Consider the following 17934-nt stretch of genomic DNA (forward strand, 5'->3'; position numbering starts at 1 on the left):
GGATCTCGATACGCTCGCTGGCGCTCGCTACTCGATCTTGACCCGACCCGCATCAACGCGGGCTTCGCTCGCATCGATCCGGATCGCGTCAAATCGGCACGCGGGTCTGCTGCAGCACGGAGCCGAGCACGGCGTCGACCGAGACGCCCTCGAGCTCGGCGTCGGGGCGCAGGCGGATGCGGTGCCGCCAGGTGGGCACGAGCATCGTCTGCACATGGTCGGGGGTGATCGCCGGGTAGCCGCCCAGCCACGCCCACGCCTTGGATGCCCCCAGCAGCGCCGTCGCCGCTCTCGGGCTGACGCCGAACTGCACCGAGGGGGAACGACGGGTCGCCTGGGCGAGATCGACGATGTAGGCCAGCACGTCGTCCGCCACGGTGACGGCTGCGGCGGCCCGTTGCGCCGCGCGGATCTCCGAGGCATCGACGGTCTGCCGCAGCCCGGCCGCGGCCAGGTTCTGCGGGTCGAAGCCCTCGGCGTGGCGTCGCAGAACGGCGAGCTCGGTCTCGCGCGGCGGGATGTCGACGATCAGTTTCAGAAGGAACCGGTCCAGCTGCGCCTCGGGCAGCGTGTACGTGCCCTCCTGTTCGATCGGGTTCTGCGTGGCGGCCACGAGGAAGGGATCGGGGAGCGCGCGGGTGACGCCGTCCGTGGAGACCTGTCGCTCCTCCATCGCCTCCAGAAGGGCGGACTGGGTCTTCGGGGGTGTGCGGTTGATCTCGTCCGCCAGCACGACGTTGGTGAAGACCGGGCCCTCGCGGAACTCGAACTCTCCCGCCCGCGCGTCGTAGATGAGCGACCCGGACACATCGCCCGGCATGAGATCCGGCGTGAACTGGATGCGCTTGGTGTCCAGGCCCAGCGCACCGCTGAAGGCCCGCACCAGCAGCGTCTTGGCGACGCCGGGCACGCCTTCGATCAGCACGTGACCGCGGGCCAGCAGGGCGATGAGAAGCCCGGTGACGGTGCCGTCCTGGCCCACGACCGCCTTGCCCACCTCGATGCGCACCCGGTTCATGGATTCCCGGAGTGCGGCATCGTCCAGGGTGGGGCTGTCGGATGCCGGGGCGGCAGCGGCCTGCTCGGCGGTTGCCTCGCGGGGGCTGGGGTCTGTCATCGGGTGTTCCTTTCAGGGCGTACGGCCGCGTGCACGGACTGCTCGAGGGCACGAAGATCTTCACCGAGCGCGACGAGGTCCGCGTCGGTACGGGGCAGTTCGTCGATGAGGATGCGGCGGACCGCGCCCCGGTCCCGTGCCGCCCGCGCGGCCGCGGCATCCGCGATCTCCTGAGCGGACGCCGAAGGACCGAGGCCGAGCATCCGGGACAAGCGGGCCAGCGCACCGATGCGCAGCTGATCGGCCGCGTGAAGCGCGTCGCGGGCGTGCGCGTACAGCCGCGCCCGCCCCTCGGTCGTCTCCGCCGCGCGCACGGTCACCGGCATGCGCTCGGCGACGAGCGGGCCGAAACGCCGGCCGCGCCAGATCCCGGCGGCGATGCCGGCGACCAGGAGCACGACGATGACCGGGCTGACCCACGGTGGTGTGAGCTCGCCCAGCGAGGAATCCGCGTCGGTGATGTCGCTGTCGCCGATGTCGGGCAGATACCAGACCAGCGTGGCGTGCCGGCCGAGCAGGTTCACCGCGAGGGCCGCGTTGCCCTCGGCGGCGAGGTGCTCGTTCGTGAACAGCGCGCGACCGTCGACGGCCGCCACGCGGCGGCCGTCATCCTCTTGGACGAGGAGGCCGTATCCACCTCCGGTGGGATAGCACGAGGTCGCCAGAGGGCCCGGCGCGTAGATCGCGCCCGGGGAGAGGGAACCGGCGCGCTCCGCCTCAGCAAGCTCGCACGCGGGAGGAACGGCAGCGCCGGGACCGACGCCGTGGGTCGTCGCGCCCGGCAGAAGCAGCCGCAGAGTGCGTGAACGCGGGTCGATCAGGACGACGTCCGTCGCGGCATCCGCGACGGCCGTGAGGGCCTCGTCGGAGAGGTATGGCGCGTCGGCCATCGTGAGGACCGCCGGACCGCGCGCGAGCGCGGCCTCGGCGGAGGTGCGGTCGCGGGCGACGACGACCTCGACTCCGTGATCGCGCAGAACCTCGGCGAGGGCACGCGCGCCGGTCGGGCCGGCCGATTCAGGGTCCAACGCCTCGCGCTCGGCCCACTGGCCGATGCCCGCTAGCGCCGAGCCGGCGATGCCGACGGCGACGAGCACCGCCGCGATGACCACCCATCCGGTGATGCGCCGGCGGCGCTGCGGAGGCGCGGTGCGCGTGTCGAGCGCCGTCACGAGCTCGCCCCGGCCAGGACGGGCAGCACCGGCGGCATGGCACGGACGGTCTCATCCACGGAGACCACGCGGCGATACAGATCCTCGGTGCCCGGGCGACGCAGGTACCGGACGTCGTCGAACGCCGCGGCGGCGGATTCGAGCTCATCCGCGTGCCCGGGGAACGCGCGCGCCGCGGCCCGCGCGAACGCGTGCACGGTCGCCCCGGGGGGCGTGTCCACCGCGCCGCGCTCGACCAGCCCGCGTGCCAGCGCCCGGAAGCGCAGAACGATCGCGTCGTCCCAGTCGCCTCGGGCGGCGGAGGATGACGCCTCCCGGCGCAGCTGGTCGGCGCTGCGCTGCTCGTCCACACCGAACAGGTCGACGGTCGTCCGCGGACGAGCCGTGACCCGGGGAACGCCCCACACCAGGAACGCCGCGAGAATCACCAGACCGACGACGACCGCGGCCACGATGGCGACCCAGGGGCCCCACACCGCCGGCAGCTCCGCGGAGAAGAGGGATTCGAAGAACTCGGCGATGGCCCGGGCGATCCGATCGAGGGGCGTGGGCTCAGCGATCGCGTACCGCGGATCCGCCAGTTCGCGCTCGGCCCACCGGCGCGCCTCGTCGCGATCAGGGATGAGGGGCGGCACGGACTCGGCGAGCCGGGAGAGTGCGCCGGCTACGACCACGGCGACTCGGGGTCGATCTCTGTGGCCGGCGCCCCCGGCGCGGTCCACCGTGTCGCGGGCGGCGGCTCTTCGTCCGCCGCGGGCTGCGCGGGTTCGGCCGATGGCGCCGTGGCGGTCGCCGCGTACGGCGGCGACCCCACCGGCGGGTATCCCTGCTGCGGCGACCCCACCGGCGGGTATCCCTGCTGCGGCGGGGGAGCGGGCGAGGCCTGGCCGGACCACGGTGCGGGCGCGGTCGGCGGAGGCGGCGCGGGGGCGTAACCGGGATACGGCTGCGGGTACCCGGGGGCGCCCGGCTGTCCGGAGCCCGGCGCATGAAGCTGTCCGGCGTACGCGGGCGGGTATCCCTGCCCGGCCGGGTACCCGGGCACCGGATAGGCGGGCGGGCGCGGCGCGATCCGCCGCCCGATGTTCTCGCGGTAGGGATCGGCCAGACCGATCGCCCCGGCATCCCGTCGCTCGATGTAGGTGAGCAGGTCGATGTCCAGACCTTCGCGTCGCATGCGGCAGTCGATGTAGATGATCGCGGTCGCGGTGCCCTGGACCACGACGGCCACGGACTGGATGAGCAGGGTGACCACCTGGGTCAGCACCAGCGCGACCAGGATGCCGATGATCGCGGACGGCTCGGGGTCGCCGGTCGGGCTGATGATCGTCGTGAGCCCCGTGGTGAGGAACGAGAAGGGGATGCTGATGACCTGCGAGATCGCGCCGAACGTGAGCGAGATGATGACGATCGCGCCCAGCGCGGGCCAGAACCGGCCGCGGATGAGGATCCAGGCGCGCGCGATCGCACCGCGGATGGTGGCGTGCTCGAGGATGATGGTCGCCGGGACCAGCAGCAGCTTGGTCGTCAGCCACAGCGCCAACGGGATCGCGGCCAGGATCACCAGGATCGTGAGGGCGACGGCGAGGGGCAGTGCGGCCACGCCGACCGCGATGATCGCGGCGGTGACGATCGCGATCAGCACCAGCACCGCGACGGCGAGCAGCAGCGAGTAGCCGATCAATCGCCAGGCCACGGGCCGAACCCGCTGCCAGAGTGCACGGAGGGTCAGCTTCTCGGCGACGGCGGCGTGCGCGACCTCGCTGACCACGACACCCTGCACGATCACGCCGAGGGCGCCGGCGGCAAGGCCCAGAACGAGCGCGGTGATCGAGGTCAGCGCGATCGAACCGGCCATCACGGCCTCGAACTCGTCCGTTCCCTCGCGGAGGGTGTCCAGACGCGTGAACGAGGCCAGCGCGACCGCACCGACACCGAGGAGCACCAGGAGGTAGGCGGCGGTCTGCACGCACAGCGCGAATCCGAGCAGCACGCGCGGGTTCTGCCGCAGGGCGGCGAAGGATCGTCCGAGGATGGTGCCGAACGTCAGCGGGCGGAGCGGGATGATCCCGGCGCGGGATGCCGGCGTCCAGGCCGGATAGGCGGTCACGGATGCCCCTCCTCGTGCTGTCTGATTGCTTCGGGGGCTCCGCCCCGGGCCCTATCGTGTCACACCGATCGGCTGCGCTCGCGGTCGTCCGGCGCGTTGGCCGGTCCGCGTTCGGCCTGTCCACAGCCGCTGTCCACTACTCTGTGGGAAGCGCACGGGGAAGGCGCGAGAACGGCGCGCCCCGGCCCGACGCAAAGGACGAAACGCGAGATATGACATCACGCATCCTGGTGGTCGATGACGACACCGCCCTCGCCGAGATGATCGGCATCGTGCTTCGCACGGAGGGATTCGAGACCGCGTTCTGCGCGGACGGTTCGAAGGCGGTCGACATCTGGCGCGCCGAGCGTCCGGATCTGATCCTGCTCGACCTCATGCTGCCGGGGATGGACGGCATCGAGATCTGCACCCGCGTGCGTGCCGAGTCCGGGGTTCCGATCATCATGCTCACCGCGCGCACCGACACCGCCGACGTGGTCAAGGGCCTCGAATCCGGCGCCGACGACTACATCGTGAAGCCGTTCAATCCGAAGGAACTCGTCGCGCGCATCCGCACGCGGCTGCGCCCCGCGGCGCAGCCGGCGAACGAGACGCTGCGGATCGGGGATCTCACCGTCGACGTGGCCGCCCACGAGGTGCGCCGCGACGAGGCGCCGATCGCGCTGACCCCGCTCGAATTCGAGCTGCTGGTGGCCCTGGCCGCCAAACCCCAGCAGGTGTTCTCCCGCGAGATGCTGCTCGAGCAGGTCTGGGGCTACCACTACAAGGCCGACACGCGCCTGGTCAATGTTCACGTCCAGCGCCTTCGCGCCAAGGTCGAGCTCGATCCCGACAACCCGAAGATCGTCACGACGGTGCGCGGCGTCGGCTACCGCGCCGGCGCCGTGGTGTGAGGTCGTCGATGCCTCCCGCGACGGCGGTCACGGCATCCCGCCTCCCGGCGACGGCATGGCGTGACTGGCGCTCGTGGCCGGACAGCCTCGCGAACCTCTGGCGGCGCTCGCTCCGGTTCCGGACGATCCTGATCACGCTGGCGCTGACGGCGCTGGCCATCCTGGTCGCCTGCATCTGGATGGCCCTGGCGATTCAGAACGATCTGTTCCAGGCGCGCAAGGACCAGGTGCTCCGCGACTCGCTGCGGGCGACCCAGGCGGCGCAGGCGACTCTGGATGCCGCGGCCGTCCAGGGCGACACCGTTCAGATCCAGAATCTCTGGAACAGCGTGCGCACGACCCTGGCCGAGCGATCCTCGACCGACATGATCGCCGCGTTCCGGATCGATCGGGAACCCTCGCAGCTGGCACCGCAGAACTTCACCACCCCGGGGCTCACCGAGGAAGTGATCTCGGACGGCATGCACGAGGCGGTGCAGTCGGATGCCGCACAGCAGTGGTGGCAGTCCGTCGAACTGCCCCTGGCCGACGGACCGGTGCCCGGGATCATCGTCGGTCAGCAGCTCACCGTGCCCGACGTCGGCGGCTACGAGCTGTACCTGGCGTACGACCTGGACAGCGCGTCGCAGACGCTCGGCTTCGTCCAGACCACGCTGTGGATCGTCGGTATCTCGCTGGTCGTGCTGATCGGGGCGATCTCGTGGTTCGTGCTGCGATCGGTGACGATCCCGATCGGCGAGGCGGCGGACACGAGCGCCAAGCTCGCCGCCGGTGAGCTCGGTGTGCGTCTGCCGGTGCGCGGCGAGGACGAACTGGCCACCCTGGGGCGATCCTTCAACGCCATGGCCGACAGCATCGAATCGCAGATCAAGGAGCTCGCCGATCTGTCCCTCGTGCAGCAGCGATTCGTATCGGACGTCTCCCACGAGCTGCGTACGCCGCTGACGACCATCCGACTCGCGGCGGACATGATCAACGACCACCGCGAGGACTTCGACCCGTCCACCGCCCGGGCGGCCGAGCTGCTGAACGCACAGGTGCAGCGCTTCGAGACGCTCCTGACCGACCTGCTCGAGATCAGCCGCTACGACGCCGGTTCGGTGCAGCTCGAACTCGAGCCGACAAGCCTCGCGCACCTCGCCGAGGACGTGATCGGCTCGATGCATCAGCTCGCCGAGCAGCACGGCACCGACGTCCGCCTCGTCGCCCCGGGCGGGTACTCGCCCGTCGAGATGGACCCACGACGCGTACGGCGCATCGTGCGAAACCTCCTCGGCAATGCGATCGAGCACGGCGAGGGCCGGCCGATCGTCATCACGGTCGACAGCGACCAGCAGTCGGTCGCCTTGGGCGTGCGCGACTTCGGCCTCGGAATGACGCAGCAGGACGCGGAGCGCGTCTTCGACCGGTTCTGGCGCGCCGACCCCTCGCGCACGCGCACGATCGGCGGCACCGGTCTCGGGCTCTCGATCGCCCTGGGCGATGCACGCCTGCACGGCGGGGAGCTGGCCGTCTGGTCCGATCTGGGACGCGGCTCGAACTTCGTCCTCACGCTTCCACGTCACGGCGGCGTGCTGACCGCCCCGTCGCCCATCCGGGCCGACCCCGGCGATGACTCCGGCGCCGCCCTGGACGACTTCGGTCTCACCCAGCCCATCCAGATCCCGTCCGGGGACATGCCGGCGGATGCCGCGACCCGGGGGAGTGGATCATGAAGGCGCGCCGGGGCATGGTGGCGGCCGTTCTCGCGGCCGCCGCACTCGTGCTGTCCGCCTGTGCGGGCCTCCCGGCCAGCGGACCGGTCAATCCGGGGCTGGCGGCGGGGGATGATGCCTTCTCGCCCGAGTTCCTCTTCCGCCCCGACGAGCCGCAGCCCGGAGCGACCCCCGAGCAGATCGTCGACGGCTTCGTCCGCGCCGGGTCCGGGCCGGGACCCGCCGCGAACTGGGATGTCGCGCGCATGTTCCTCGCCCCCTCGATCCGGGAGACGTGGAATCCGGAGGCCAGCGTCACGATCGACCTGCCGGACGCCCGTACGACGGTCTCGCCGACCGAGGGTGCCGTGGCGCTCTCGCTGGTCGCCGTGGCGACGGTCGACCAGGCCGGCGCCTACCAGCCGGCCGAGGCGGGTGCCACCCAGCTCTCGTTCCGCCTCGCCCAGCAGGACAACGGCGAGTGGCGGATCACCGAGGCCCCGGACGGGGTGGTGGTCGACCGCGACGTGTTCGCGAACGTCTTCCATCGCTACTCACTGATGTACTTCGACCCCACGTGGCAGTTCCTGGTCCCTGACGTTCGCTGGTTCCCGACCACGAACGCGGCGACGCGGATCAGCAAAGCCCTCGTCAACGGTGCGCCGAGTCCCTGGCTTCTGGACTCGGTCCGCAACGCCTTCCCCGAGGGCGTGTCGCTGGCGCGTCCCTCCGTGCCCCTGGAGTCCGGGGTCGCGCAGGTGGCGCTGAGCGCGGACGCGCTGCTGATCGAACCGGCCACCCTCGACCGCATGCAGACCCAGCTGACCGCCAGCCTGGCCACCGCGGGTGTGTCCCGCGCGCTGATGTCGGTCGCGTCCGCACCGCTCGAGGCCGAACCCGTCTCCACCCGGTCGACGCGGGTGACGGGACCGCCCCTGGTGCTCACGGACGAGGGGTTCGGCTTCCTCGCCGGCGACGAGCTCACGCAGATTCCTGGCCTGTCGGCGGCGATGGCCAACGTGACCCCCGCGGCGATCCAGGTCGCGACCGACCGTGACTTCGCGGCCGTCCGGCTCACGGACGGCACGGTCGCGCGCGTGCCGGCGACCAATGGCATCGCCGTCGTGGACGTTCGCGCCGGTCTGGTCAATCCGAGCGCCGATCCGTTCGGCTACATCTGGAGCGTGCCGCGCGACCAGCCCTCGGCGGTCACGGTGTTCTCGGTCGACGGCCAGCAGTTCCCGATCGCCGACGCGTGGCCGGGAGCGACGCAGATCGTCGCGATGGCGGTCTCTCGAGACGGTGCGCGGGTCGCGGCGCTGCTCGTGGCCGGTGACCGGACCGAGGTGCGGGTCGCCGGCATCGTGCGCGGCGACGACAACCGACCGCTGCGGATCGGGGATCCCGTCCCCCTCGGCGCGCTGCCAGGAGCCGGGTCCGGCCTGGCCTGGCTGGACGACGTCAGTCTCGGCGTGCTGACCGCCCGCCCGGAGGGGCCCCTGTTCACCGAGCAGCTGGTCGGCGGCCCGAGTGCGACGATCGAGGCGCCGCTCGGCGCGGCGTCGATCGCCGGCGCAACCTCGATCTCGAGCGTGCGCCTGCGCGCCGAGGACGGCTCGCTGTACGTCAAGCGGGGCGCGAACTGGCAGCGCACCGCCGGCGGGATTCTGGTCCTGGCCACTCAGCAGGGCTCTCCCCAGTAGCGCGCGGCGCAGTCCTCCCCAGCGGGCCGGGAGCGGGTGCATTGCACCGATGTCCCCTGGCCGGTACGCCACGATGCTCCTGCGCCCCATCGTGGGCGGGTGGACACGTGGGGATGGATCGGCGCGACGCTGCGAGACGCGCTGGCCGAGGCGCTCGCGCTCGTTCTGCCGGTCGCGTGCGCGGGCTGCGACGAGCCCGATATCGCCCTCTGTGAGGCCTGCTGCGCCCTGCTGCGCCCGAGCGTGACGCGCAGCCGACCCGGAGTGTGGAGCGGCCTGCGCTTCGAGGGAGTCGCCGCGCGGGTCGTGCGCGCGCTGAAGGAGGAGGGCCGCACCGGTCTTGCCCGCCATCTCGCGCCGGCGCTGCGGGCAGCGGTGGACGCGGCGGAGGCCGGGGCATCCGGACACGGCGGGACGGCGCCGGCGCACACGGTCGTCGTGGTGCCGATTCCGACTTCGCGCGCCGCCTACCGGCGCCGCGGCTACCGGGTCGTCGAACTCGTGGCGCGCCACGCCGGCCTGCGACCGGCGCGGCTGCTCGCCATCGCCCGGGCAACGGCCGACCAACGCGGTCTGGACCGTGCCGGGCGCCGCCGCAATGTCGCGCGATCGCTCGTCGCGCGGGGCGCGACCGGCCTGCGTGTCGTCGTCATCGACGACGTCGTGACCACCGGAGCGACTCTCGACGAGGCGATCCGTGCCCTGCGCGCAGGTGGTGCCGAGGTGCTCGGAGCGGCGACCATCGCGACCACTCCACGCCACGGCCCGCGGCAGTGACGCATTTGGAACTCACAGGTGACAGGCGACCGGGGCCGGGATAGCGTTGGCATGACAAGGCGACTCAGGGTCCGCCCTTGGCCGGGTGGACCGGAACAAGGAGGTCAGGGATGGAAACCAGCATCGTCGGCGTGGGAGTGGGTATCACCGATCGCTTCCGCTCGGTTGTCGAGGACAAGACCGCCCGCATCGAGACCCTTGCGCCACGCGCTCAACGCGTGGACATCAAAGTGACTCACCGGGCGTATCACAACGGTCGCATGGAGGACGAGACGGTCGAGCTGACGCTCACCGGGCGGGGTCCTCTGGTTCGCGCCGAGGCAACGGATGCCGACAAGTTCGCCGCCCTGGACATGGCGGTCGACAAGCTGTGCGAGCAGCTGCGGCGCGCGAAGGACAAGCGCGTCGATGCCCGCAACCACCCCCGCGGTGCGAAGTTCGAGAAGGGGAGCGGCGAGCTCTCCGGCATCGACGTGCAGCCCGCTTCCATGGAGGTTCTTCGGGCCGTCGCAACCGGGGAGATCCCCGTGGTGACCGGCAGCGAGGATGAGGCGGACTACACGCCCGTGGTCATCCGCACCAAGGAGTTCGATCCGGAGTGGATGGCGGTGGAAGAGGCCGTCGACCGCATGGAGCTTGTCGGACACGACTTCTTCCTCTTCATCGACGCGCGCACCGACCACCCCAGCGTGGTCTACCGGCGCAAGGGCTGGGACTACGGCGTCATCTCGCTGACGACTCAGACCGCGCCCGCCGCGGTCGCGTAGCGAACGTCCCGCTCACGCGCAGAGCGCGGAGCGGACGAGAACGGGATGCCTCGCACGAGGCATCCCGTTCCCCTGTCAGTCGAACATCCCGCCGAGCAGGCTTCCGATCACGAGGCCGCCGAGGATCCCGCCCATGGGGTCCCCGCGCCGCTGTCCGCCGCCGTCGCCGCCATAGCCCCACCCGCCGGGTCCTCCGGGCGGCCGTGACTGGTCGATGTCGCGCTGGGCGAGCTGGAGCCCCTCGCTGGCGAGGTAGGCGATCCGGCGGGACATCGCCAGCGCCTGCTCGCGGTGGTCCTCATCGATGGCGGTCGCGGCCGCTGCAGAAGCGCCCAGATACCGGTCCAGATCGACGCGGATCCGTTCGGCCTCGGCGACGCGGGTACGGGCATCGGCGCCGATCCAGCCGCGGTGTCCGGCGATCACGTCGCGGGCGACCGCGAGCTGCCGGTCCGCGTCATCGATCGAGTGCCGCACCTGGTCCAGCGGAGGAATCTGGCGGGCCGCCCGCTCGCGCGCGGTGGCGATGGCGGCATCGAGTCCGGTGTTGGCCGAGCGAAGGCGGGTCAGATCGGTGAACGGATTCGTCTTCGCGCCGACGCGTGGCAACGACGCGAGCGCCTGCTCGAGCGCAGCCACGGCGGTATCAACGGCCGGTGCGGGCGGAGCATCCCGCGCCTCCACCAGATCTCCGCGCGAGTCCTCGACGACCGCGGCGAGGGTCGATTCGGCCCGGAGCGCCTCGATCTCAAAGGTCTCGACCGCGTCGATCAGCGCCACCGCCCGTCGACCGGCCTCGATCGCGGTCTCCAGCGCCAGGTTCGCCTGCTCGCGCTGGCCGGCTTCGCGCCGACGCGTGGCGATGCCCGCGCTGTGCTGGGCGAACTTCAGCAGCTGCTCGGCTTCGTCCGCGTTCTCGGCGATCTGCCTCAGCGCACCCTCGGAGTAGCGCTCCGCGAGGCGGGCGATGGTCGCGCGCGTGTGGGGGAGCCGGGCGCGCTGGCGCTCGGCATCCGCCTCGAGCGCGGCGAGGATCTCGGGTGCGCGGCGGGCTTTGGCGATGGGCCCGGCGAGCGCCGCCGTCCGGTCATCGAGCAGCTCCTGAGCCCACTCGCTGAGTTGGACGATGCGCGCGTTGCGGGTGCGCAGCTCCTCCGGGGTGTCGGGGATCTCGTCGAAGTTCAGCTGGTTGAGATGGAACGCCTCCTGCAGGTGCTGTCGCACCGAGGTGAGGGCCTCGCGCAGCTCGCGGGTCGGTCCGACGCCGAGTTCGGCCTCGGCGAAGTCGAGTTCGTCGGTGGTGATGCGGATGCGCTCGTCGGCGGCCACCAGCGCCCTGCCGGCCTCCCGGGCGAGGTCGGCGTCCTTCGCCACCAGCGCTTCCTGCTCTTCACGCTTGCGTTTACCCCAGAATCCAGCCATGAGTAGATCCTAGGTTCGCTTTCCCGAGCGCACGCCAGAGGTTCGCGGCAGGCGGACCGGGCGCGCGAACCGTGGCGTCCGCCGGGGGTGCCGCGGCGCCCGATGACGGGGAGGCCGCCGCGACCGAGACGGAGCGTGCGGGAACCTCACCTGCGGGGCGTCGATCCCTCCGCACCGCAGGATCCCGCGAGGCTCACGCGTTGTCGCCGGTGTCCCTGTGCCGTGGCTTGCGCGCGGGCCGGTCGTCCCCGTCCGGACGGCGCGGTCCGCCGGAGTCAGGACGCAGTTCGATGAGCTTGCCCGAGATGCGCGTGTCGGCGAGCCGTGCAAGCGTCTCGGCGGACAGATCCGCCGGCAGCTCGACGAGCGAGAAGTCGGGACGGATCTGGATCACGCCGAAATCGCCGCGGCTGAGTCCGCCCTCGTTGGCCAGCGCGCCGACGATCTGGCGCGGCTCGACGCGGTGGCGCTTGCCGACCGCGAGGCGGTAGGTGGCCATCCTGCTGTTGCTCGGCCGTTGCCGGCGCTCGGGTCGCTCACCTCGATCGTCGCGGTCGAACCGCCCCGGGCGTTCGCCCCGGTCGCTGCGGTCATCGCGGTCGAACTTCTGTCGGGCCGGTTCCGGCTCGAGCAGCAGCGGCGATTCGCCCTGGGCGACGACGGCCAGCGCCGCGGCCACATCGACCTCGGGGACGTCGTGGTTGCGCACGTAGTGGGCGATGACGTCACGGAAACCGTCGATCCGCTCGGTCTGATCCAGCGCGGCCGTGATGCGGTCGTCGAAGCGCGCGAGGCGGGTCACGTTGACGTCCTCGGCGGTGGGCAGCTGCATCTGCGTCAGCGGCTGACGAGTCGCGCGCTCGATCGCCGCGACGAGGCCGCGCTCGCGCGGTGTCACGAAGCTGATCGCGTCGCCGGTGCGCCCGGCACGGCCGGTACGCCCGATGCGGTGCACGTAGGACTCGGTGTCGGTGGGGATGTCGAAGTTGACCACGTGGGAGATACGGTCCACGTCGAGCCCGCGGGCGGCGACGTCCGTCGCCACCAGAATGTCGAGCTTGCCGGACTTCAGCTGGTTCACGGTCCGCTCGCGCTGGACTTGGGCGATGTCTCCGTTGATCGCGGCGGCGCTGTAACCCCGGGCGCGCAGCTTCTCGGCGACCTCTTCGGTCGCGCTCTTCGTCCGCGCGAAGACGATCATGCCCTCGAAGTTCTCGACCTCGAGGATGCGGGTGAGCGCGTCGATCTTCTGCTGGAAGGACACGATGAGGTACCGCTGCGTCGTGGACGCCGACGTGGTCGTCTTGGTCTTGACGGTGATCTCTTCGGGGTCGTGCAGGTACTGCTTCGACATCCGGCGGATCGCGGCCGGCATCGTCGCGGAGAACAGCGCGACCTGCTTGGTCGACGGCGTGTCGGCGAGGATCGTCTCGACATCCTCGGCGAAGCCCATCTTGAGCATCTCGTCGGCTTCGTCCAGCACCAGGTACTTCAGCTCGGACAGGTCGAGCGTGCCCTTGTCGAGGTGATCCATGATGCGGCCGGGAGTGCCGACGATGATGTGCACGCCGCGGCGGAGCGCGGACAGCTGCACACCGTAGCCCTGACCGCCGTACACCGGCAGCACGCGGACGCCGCGGGTGTGGGAGGCGTACTTCTCGAACGCCTCGCAGACCTGGAGCGCGAGCTCGCGCGTAGGGGCGAGCACGAGGGCCTGCGGCGTCTTCTGTGCCACGTCAAGGCGATCGAGGATCGGCAGTGCGAAGGCGGCGGTCTTGCCGGTTCCGGTCTGGGCGAGACCGACGACGTCGCGGCCGGCCAGCAGCGTGGGGATCGTCGCGGCCTGGATGGCGGACGGGGTCTCGTACCCGACGTCGCTGAGTGCCTTCAGCACCGCGTCGCCCAATCCGAGGTCGGAGAACGTCATCGCGGCGGGCTCAACAGGAGCCTCGGTCTCGATCGGGGTGTCGACGGAAGTCACGCTTCAGGATAGTGCCGCCAGCTGGGAGACCGCGGCAAAAGCCGCGGTCTCACGCGATCGCGGTGCGCCGGGTGAGGTCCGGATCCCGCGGCGCGACCAGCCACCCCGCGATCGTCATGACGACCGGGACGGCCACGGCGAGGATGCCCAGCCACGGCCACGGGGCATCGGCGAATCGCAGGTAGTCCTGGCTCGTCTGCGACATCCCCCACGAGGGGATGAGGCCGGCGGCCGTGCCGAGGCTCGTGCCGACGCCGACGACGATCGCCGCCTGCCACGCGTTGATGCGACGACGGATGCCGCGGCCGGCCCCCACGGCGGTGAGCGTCGCGTCGTCCGGCCGCCGTTCGAAGCGCGCGAGACTGAGGCAGATCGCGCCGGCGCCGATCACGAGCACGACGGCGACGCCGGAGATCAGCCACAGCCACGGCTGGATCGGGTCCGGACCGCGCTCGACGCTCACGGCGAGCGAGCCCTGCTCGCCGATCCGCACGGCCTCAGCGGATGCGCGGATCGCGTCGACGAGCTCGTCGCTCGCCGGCTCCGCGTAGGCCGCGAACATGACCTGCGGCGCGAGCGCGATGCCGAGCCCCCGCGCCGTCTGCGGGGCGATCACCGTCTGCAGCATGCCGGGTGGCCGCTCCAGCCGAAGCGTCCTGGCAGGAAGCTCGTGCACGGCGGCGGGCTCCGGCAGGGACGCCGCGGAGGCGGTGCCGCTGTAGTACGCGTTGAGCGCGTCGTTGTAGCTGCTCATTCCGGCAGACGTCCACTGCACGACCTGCGCCGTGCCCTCGTCCTCGTAGTTGCCCCACCGATCGACGGACAGGAGGGCGCCGTCGCGGAAAGCGCTGAGGATGGCGGCGTCGATGCGTGTACCGAGCACGGTCTCCAGCTCGTCGGGGTCCACGATGGAGAGGGAGCCCGACGTGAGCGCCGCCTCGGGGTCGCACAGCTCGCAGTCGGTGTCGGCCGTGGCCACCGACCACACCGGGAAGTCGGGGTCGGACGCGGTATCGGTGGCGGTGTCCCACGGAACCGCGCCCGGGGCCAGCACCAGCCCGGTCGCGACCGGCTGCGTCGGCGCGAGGAGGTCCTCGGCCGCGCGGATGTACGCGTCGGCGTCGGCGCTGTCCTGCGTCCACATCTGGACGGCGACGGCGCCGAGCGACCCGCTCCAGCCGTAGCTGCGCTGCGATGCCGAGGCCGTCATCGCGGTCATGGACAGCGCGAATGATGCGACGAACACGCACGCCGCGATGGCGGCGAACGCGGGAACGACCCGTGACGGGTTCGCGGCGGCATCCCGTCCCGCGATGCGCGGAGCCAGTCCGAGCCTCGACAGGCCGAGGGCGATCATCGCGAGGGTCCAGTGCCCGGCGATGAGGATGCCGATCTGGAACAGCAGCGGACCCAGGAGGATGCCGAACAGCGCGACGACGCGCAGCGGACTGCTATAGTCGATATCCGCCATCGCGTCCAGGGCGGCGATCAGCAGCGCCCCGGCGATCGTGCCGGCGAGCCCGAGGATGGTCAGACCCAGGCCCCACAGCGGACGCTTCGGCTTCAGCTCCGCGGGCCGCCGCGACCCGCGCAGCGCGCCCAGCACATCGCCCCGCGTGGCCGCACGCGCCGGGGCGACGGCGGACAGGGTGCCCACGAGCACCGAGAAGACGAGGATGCCGACGACCAGCCCCCAGGGGATCTGCACTCCCCAGTGACCCCAGAACGACCCGCGCACGCCGTCGTCGGTGAGTGCCAGCGCCCCGGCCGCGAGCCCGATCCCCGCCGCGGCCCCGACGACCCCGCCGGCGAGTCCCAGCACCGTTCCCTGCAGCACGACGACGCGGAACACGTCGCTGCGCGTCGCGCCGACGCTCGCTGCGACGGCGAGCGATCGCTGCTGGCGCCGCGCGGCGACCGCGAACGCCGCCCCGGCGAGGAGGACGATGAGGTACCCGGAGAAGACGGCCACGATCGAGCCGCTCACGAGCGCCTGCCACACGAACGCCTCGGACGCGGACCCCACGACGGTCGCTCCGGGCGGTGGGCTCAGTACCAGGTCCCGCGCGTAGGTGATGAAGCCGGCGTGGTTCAGCGTCGTCAGCTCGGTGAACTCCGGCTGCCAGTCGGCGACGAACCACCGCACGGTGCCCTGTGGCACGAGCGCGCGCGCCGCATCGGGCAGGAACAGCATGTCGTCCGAGGCGCTCCGGTCGATCTGGCGCATCGTGCCGGCGATGGTGAACCGCGTGCCCGCGTCCGCCACGACCACGTCGTCGCCGACGCGCGCCCCGAGACGATCGAGCAGGCCCGGACTGACCATCGCCTCGTCGTCCCGCGTCGGAGGCTCACCGGAGAGGATCGCGTAGCGCCCCTCGAAGAGCGGATCCCAGACCGGGCCGACGGTGACCGGCGTGCTGCCGATTCCCGCCTGCGTCTGGACATGGACCGCGCCGCCCTCGAGCACCTCGTGCGCCGTCGCCGAGCGCGGCACGAGATCGGACGGGTCGGTCGGCGGCGGCAGTTCGGGATTGGTCGGCCGCCCCGTCGTGTCGGTGTCGACGCCGGTGAACCGTGGCTCGTCCGCCGACTGCCACCTGCTCGGGTCCGGCCCCCCGGCCACGGCGATCCACGATTCGTGCCGCCCGAGCTCGAGCGTCGCGCCCTGCTCGGGCGTCGGGACGTGGCTCTGCCAGAACACCGCGGCGCCCGTCATCGCGAGCACGGGCAGCGCCACGAGCATCATCACCAGAGCGCTGGAGCCTCGTGCCCGCCACACCTGCCGCCGAGCCAGCCGCAGATCGGCGCGCAGCCGTGCCGATCCGCCCCTGCGGGCCGGCGACAGGGGAGTCGGTGGGCGCGCCGCGGCATCCCTCGTCTCCTCCATCACCGCAGTCACCGGACACCCCCGGCCAGGAGTGACTCGGCGCCGGCGCGGCGCGTCTCATCGACGATGCGTCCGTCCCGGAGGAACACGATGCGGTCCGCCCACGCGGCGTGCCGCGCCTCGTGCGTGACGAGGATCGCCGCGGCGCCGGCGTCCACTCTGGACCGCAGCATCTTCAGCACCATCTCGCCGGTGACCGAGTCGAGGGCGCCGGTCGGCTCGTCGGCGAGGATCAGCCGGCGTCCGCCGACGACCGCCCGCGCGATCGCGACCCGCTGCTGCTGCCCGCCGGAGAGGTCGTCGGGATAGGCGGCGACCTTCTCGGACAGGCCGACGGATGCCAGAGCGTCGCGCCCTGCGCGCCGCGCGACCCTGGCGCGGAACCCGTCCAGCTCGAGCGGCAGCGTCACATTCTCGAGCGCCGTCAGCGTCGGGATGAGGTTGAAGTCCTGGAAGACGAATCCGAGCGACCGCCGACGCAGCTGCGCCAGATCGCGTGGCGAGGCGGTCGACAGATGCCGTCCCTCGATGACGACCTCGCCGGTCGTGGGCTTCTGCAGGCCTCCCGCGATGGACAGCAGCGTCGACTTGCCCGAACCGGACGCGCCCATGATCGCGACGAGTTCGCCGCGTGCGATCTGGAGGTCAACGCCGGAGAGGGCGGAGACGGCGGTCTCCCCGACGCCGTACTGCTGAGTGACGCCGATGAGCCGCAGGACCGCGTCGCTCACCGGGTCACCCGTGTGTCGTCCCGCTGCGCGCGCTCGACGGCCGGAGCCGCTCCCGCTCCCGTCCCCGAGGGACGCCCGCGGCGCGGCCGCTCGGTCGACAGCTCCAGCGCCATGGCGTGCTGCGGGTGCAGCGCGAGCCGCTGCTCGGTGTGGTCGAGCCAGCGCACTTCGGCCTCCGCTTGGAAGATCATCGAGTCGACGACGAGCGCCCACGCCAGCTCCTCCGGTCCATCCGGGCTCGCCCCCGCGTACTTCGCGCGGTTCAGCTCCTGCAACTGGGCGAGGGAGGCCCCGCGCTGGATCTGGATCACCTCCGCGACGGCGACTCCCGGGAGGGTCGCCGCGACGGCGAGCTTGATCGCGAGCTCATCGCGGGTGCCCTGTCCGCGCTCGACGGGGGAGCCCAGCCAGGCCTGCACCTCCCTGTGTCCGGCTTCCGTGATCTCGAAGTAGATGTGCCCGCGCTCGTCGGCATCGCCCTTCGCGACGAGTCCGTCGCGCTCCAGACGGTCCAGCGTGTTGTAGATCTGCCCCACGTTGAGCGGCCACGTCGAGCCCGTGCGGCGGTCGAACTCCGCGCGCAGCTGATAGCCGTAGCACGGCCCCTGGTCGAGGATCGCCAACAGGCTCTGTCGTACGGACATGTCCGCTCCTTTGTGCATACCGAGTATGTAATTGCC

General features: G+C 71.7%; 14 protein-coding genes. 5 read left to right on the top strand and 9 right to left on the bottom strand.

Features of this window, described 5'->3' with window-relative positions:
* Positions 1–88: 88 nt before the first annotated feature.
* The 4 genes from ABD655_RS05920 to ABD655_RS05935 form a co-directional block, all read right to left on the bottom strand.
* Positions 89–1018 (bottom strand): AAA family ATPase, encoded by a 930-nt coding sequence (locus tag ABD655_RS05920; protein WP_344715702.1) that lies wholly within the window; start codon positions 1016–1018, stop codon positions 89–91.
* Between the two features lie 95 nt (positions 1019–1113).
* Positions 1114–2289, bottom strand: coding sequence for a DUF4350 domain-containing protein (locus ABD655_RS05925; protein WP_344712377.1), 1176 nt, complete (start codon positions 2287–2289; stop codon positions 1114–1116).
* The gene (locus ABD655_RS05930; RefSeq protein ID WP_344712379.1) at positions 2286–2963 is read right to left on the bottom strand and encodes a DUF4129 domain-containing protein; all 678 of its coding nucleotides are present in this window, start codon (positions 2961–2963) and stop codon (positions 2286–2288) included. The genes ABD655_RS05925 and ABD655_RS05930 overlap by 4 nt, the downstream gene beginning before the upstream one ends.
* The gene (locus ABD655_RS05935; RefSeq protein WP_344712381.1) at positions 2954–4399 is read right to left on the bottom strand and encodes a hypothetical protein; all 1446 of its coding nucleotides are present in this window, start codon (positions 4397–4399) and stop codon (positions 2954–2956) included. The genes ABD655_RS05930 and ABD655_RS05935 overlap by 10 nt, the downstream gene beginning before the upstream one ends.
* Before the next feature lie 212 nt (positions 4400–4611).
* Between ABD655_RS05935 and mtrA the strand changes: the two genes are divergently transcribed.
* From mtrA to hpf, 5 genes are all read left to right on the top strand, one after another.
* Positions 4612–5292, top strand: coding sequence for an MtrAB system response regulator MtrA (gene mtrA / locus ABD655_RS05940; protein WP_344712382.1), 681 nt, complete (start codon positions 4612–4614; stop codon positions 5290–5292).
* Positions 5293–5300: 8 nt separating this feature from the next.
* Positions 5301–7007, top strand: a complete 1707-nt coding sequence (gene mtrB, locus ABD655_RS05945; protein ID WP_344712383.1) for an MtrAB system histidine kinase MtrB — start codon at positions 5301–5303, stop codon at positions 7005–7007.
* Positions 7004–8689, top strand: coding sequence for an LpqB family beta-propeller domain-containing protein (locus ABD655_RS05950; protein WP_344712385.1), 1686 nt, complete (start codon positions 7004–7006; stop codon positions 8687–8689). Before mtrB ends, ABD655_RS05950 begins: the two co-directional genes overlap by 4 nt.
* Before the next feature lie 99 nt (positions 8690–8788).
* Positions 8789–9466 carry a ComF family protein gene (locus ABD655_RS05955; RefSeq protein WP_344712387.1) on the top strand — a complete coding sequence of 226 codons (678 nt, stop codon included), beginning with the start codon at positions 8789–8791 and terminating at the stop codon, positions 9464–9466.
* A 110-nt stretch (positions 9467–9576) separates the two neighbouring features.
* Positions 9577–10233 carry a ribosome hibernation-promoting factor, HPF/YfiA family gene (gene hpf, locus ABD655_RS05960; RefSeq protein ID WP_344712388.1) on the top strand — a complete coding sequence of 219 codons (657 nt, stop codon included), beginning with the start codon at positions 9577–9579 and terminating at the stop codon, positions 10231–10233.
* A gap of 75 nt (positions 10234–10308) precedes the next feature.
* Here the strand turns inward: hpf and ABD655_RS05965 are convergent, their stop codons facing one another.
* The 5 genes from ABD655_RS05965 to ABD655_RS05985 form a co-directional block, all read right to left on the bottom strand.
* A complete protein-coding gene (locus tag ABD655_RS05965) occupies positions 10309–11655 on the bottom strand; it encodes a coiled-coil domain-containing protein (RefSeq protein ID WP_344712389.1) in 1347 nt (448 codons plus the stop codon).
* Between the two features lie 193 nt (positions 11656–11848).
* Positions 11849–13582 (bottom strand): DEAD/DEAH box helicase, encoded by a 1734-nt coding sequence (locus ABD655_RS05970; RefSeq protein ID WP_344715704.1) that lies wholly within the window; start codon positions 13580–13582, stop codon positions 11849–11851.
* A gap of 103 nt (positions 13583–13685) precedes the next feature.
* Positions 13686–16535 carry an FtsX-like permease family protein gene (locus tag ABD655_RS05975; RefSeq protein ID WP_344712391.1) on the bottom strand — a complete coding sequence of 950 codons (2850 nt, stop codon included), beginning with the start codon at positions 16533–16535 and terminating at the stop codon, positions 13686–13688.
* Positions 16532–17254: an ABC transporter ATP-binding protein gene (locus ABD655_RS05980; protein ID WP_344712393.1), complete on the bottom strand. Its 723-nt coding sequence runs from the start codon at positions 17252–17254 to the stop codon at positions 16532–16534. Before ABD655_RS05980 ends, ABD655_RS05975 begins: the two co-directional genes overlap by 4 nt.
* Positions 17251–17898, bottom strand: a complete 648-nt coding sequence (locus tag ABD655_RS05985) for a PadR family transcriptional regulator (RefSeq protein ID WP_344712394.1) — start codon at positions 17896–17898, stop codon at positions 17251–17253. The genes ABD655_RS05980 and ABD655_RS05985 overlap by 4 nt, the downstream gene beginning before the upstream one ends.
* Between the last annotated feature and the right edge of the window lie 36 nt (positions 17899–17934).

The organism is Microbacterium terregens, assembly GCF_039534975.1.
Lineage (GTDB): Bacteria > Actinomycetota > Actinomycetes > Actinomycetales > Microbacteriaceae > Microbacterium > Microbacterium terregens.

What these genes read in the sequence shown, in the direction of transcription:
- ABD655_RS05920 (WP_344715702.1), bottom strand. Translation starts at nt 1,018, where the DNA reads ATGAACCGGGTGCGCATCGAGGTGGGCAAGGCGGTCGTGGGCCAGGAC.
- mtrA (WP_344712382.1), top strand. Translation starts at nt 4,612, where the DNA reads ATGACATCACGCATCCTGGTGGTCGATGACGACACCGCCCTCGCCGAG.
- mtrB (WP_344712383.1), top strand. Translation starts at nt 5,301, where the DNA reads ATGCCTCCCGCGACGGCGGTCACGGCATCCCGCCTCCCGGCGACGGCA.
- ABD655_RS05950 (WP_344712385.1), top strand. Translation starts at nt 7,004, where the DNA reads ATGAAGGCGCGCCGGGGCATGGTGGCGGCCGTTCTCGCGGCCGCCGCA.
- hpf (WP_344712388.1), top strand. Translation starts at nt 9,577, where the DNA reads ATGGAAACCAGCATCGTCGGCGTGGGAGTGGGTATCACCGATCGCTTC.
- ABD655_RS05965 (WP_344712389.1), bottom strand. Translation starts at nt 11,655, where the DNA reads ATGGCTGGATTCTGGGGTAAACGCAAGCGTGAAGAGCAGGAAGCGCTG.
- ABD655_RS05970 (WP_344715704.1), bottom strand. Translation starts at nt 13,582, where the DNA reads ATGACGTTCTCCGACCTCGGATTGGGCGACGCGGTGCTGAAGGCACTC.
- ABD655_RS05985 (WP_344712394.1), bottom strand. Translation starts at nt 17,898, where the DNA reads ATGTCCGTACGACAGAGCCTGTTGGCGATCCTCGACCAGGGGCCGTGC.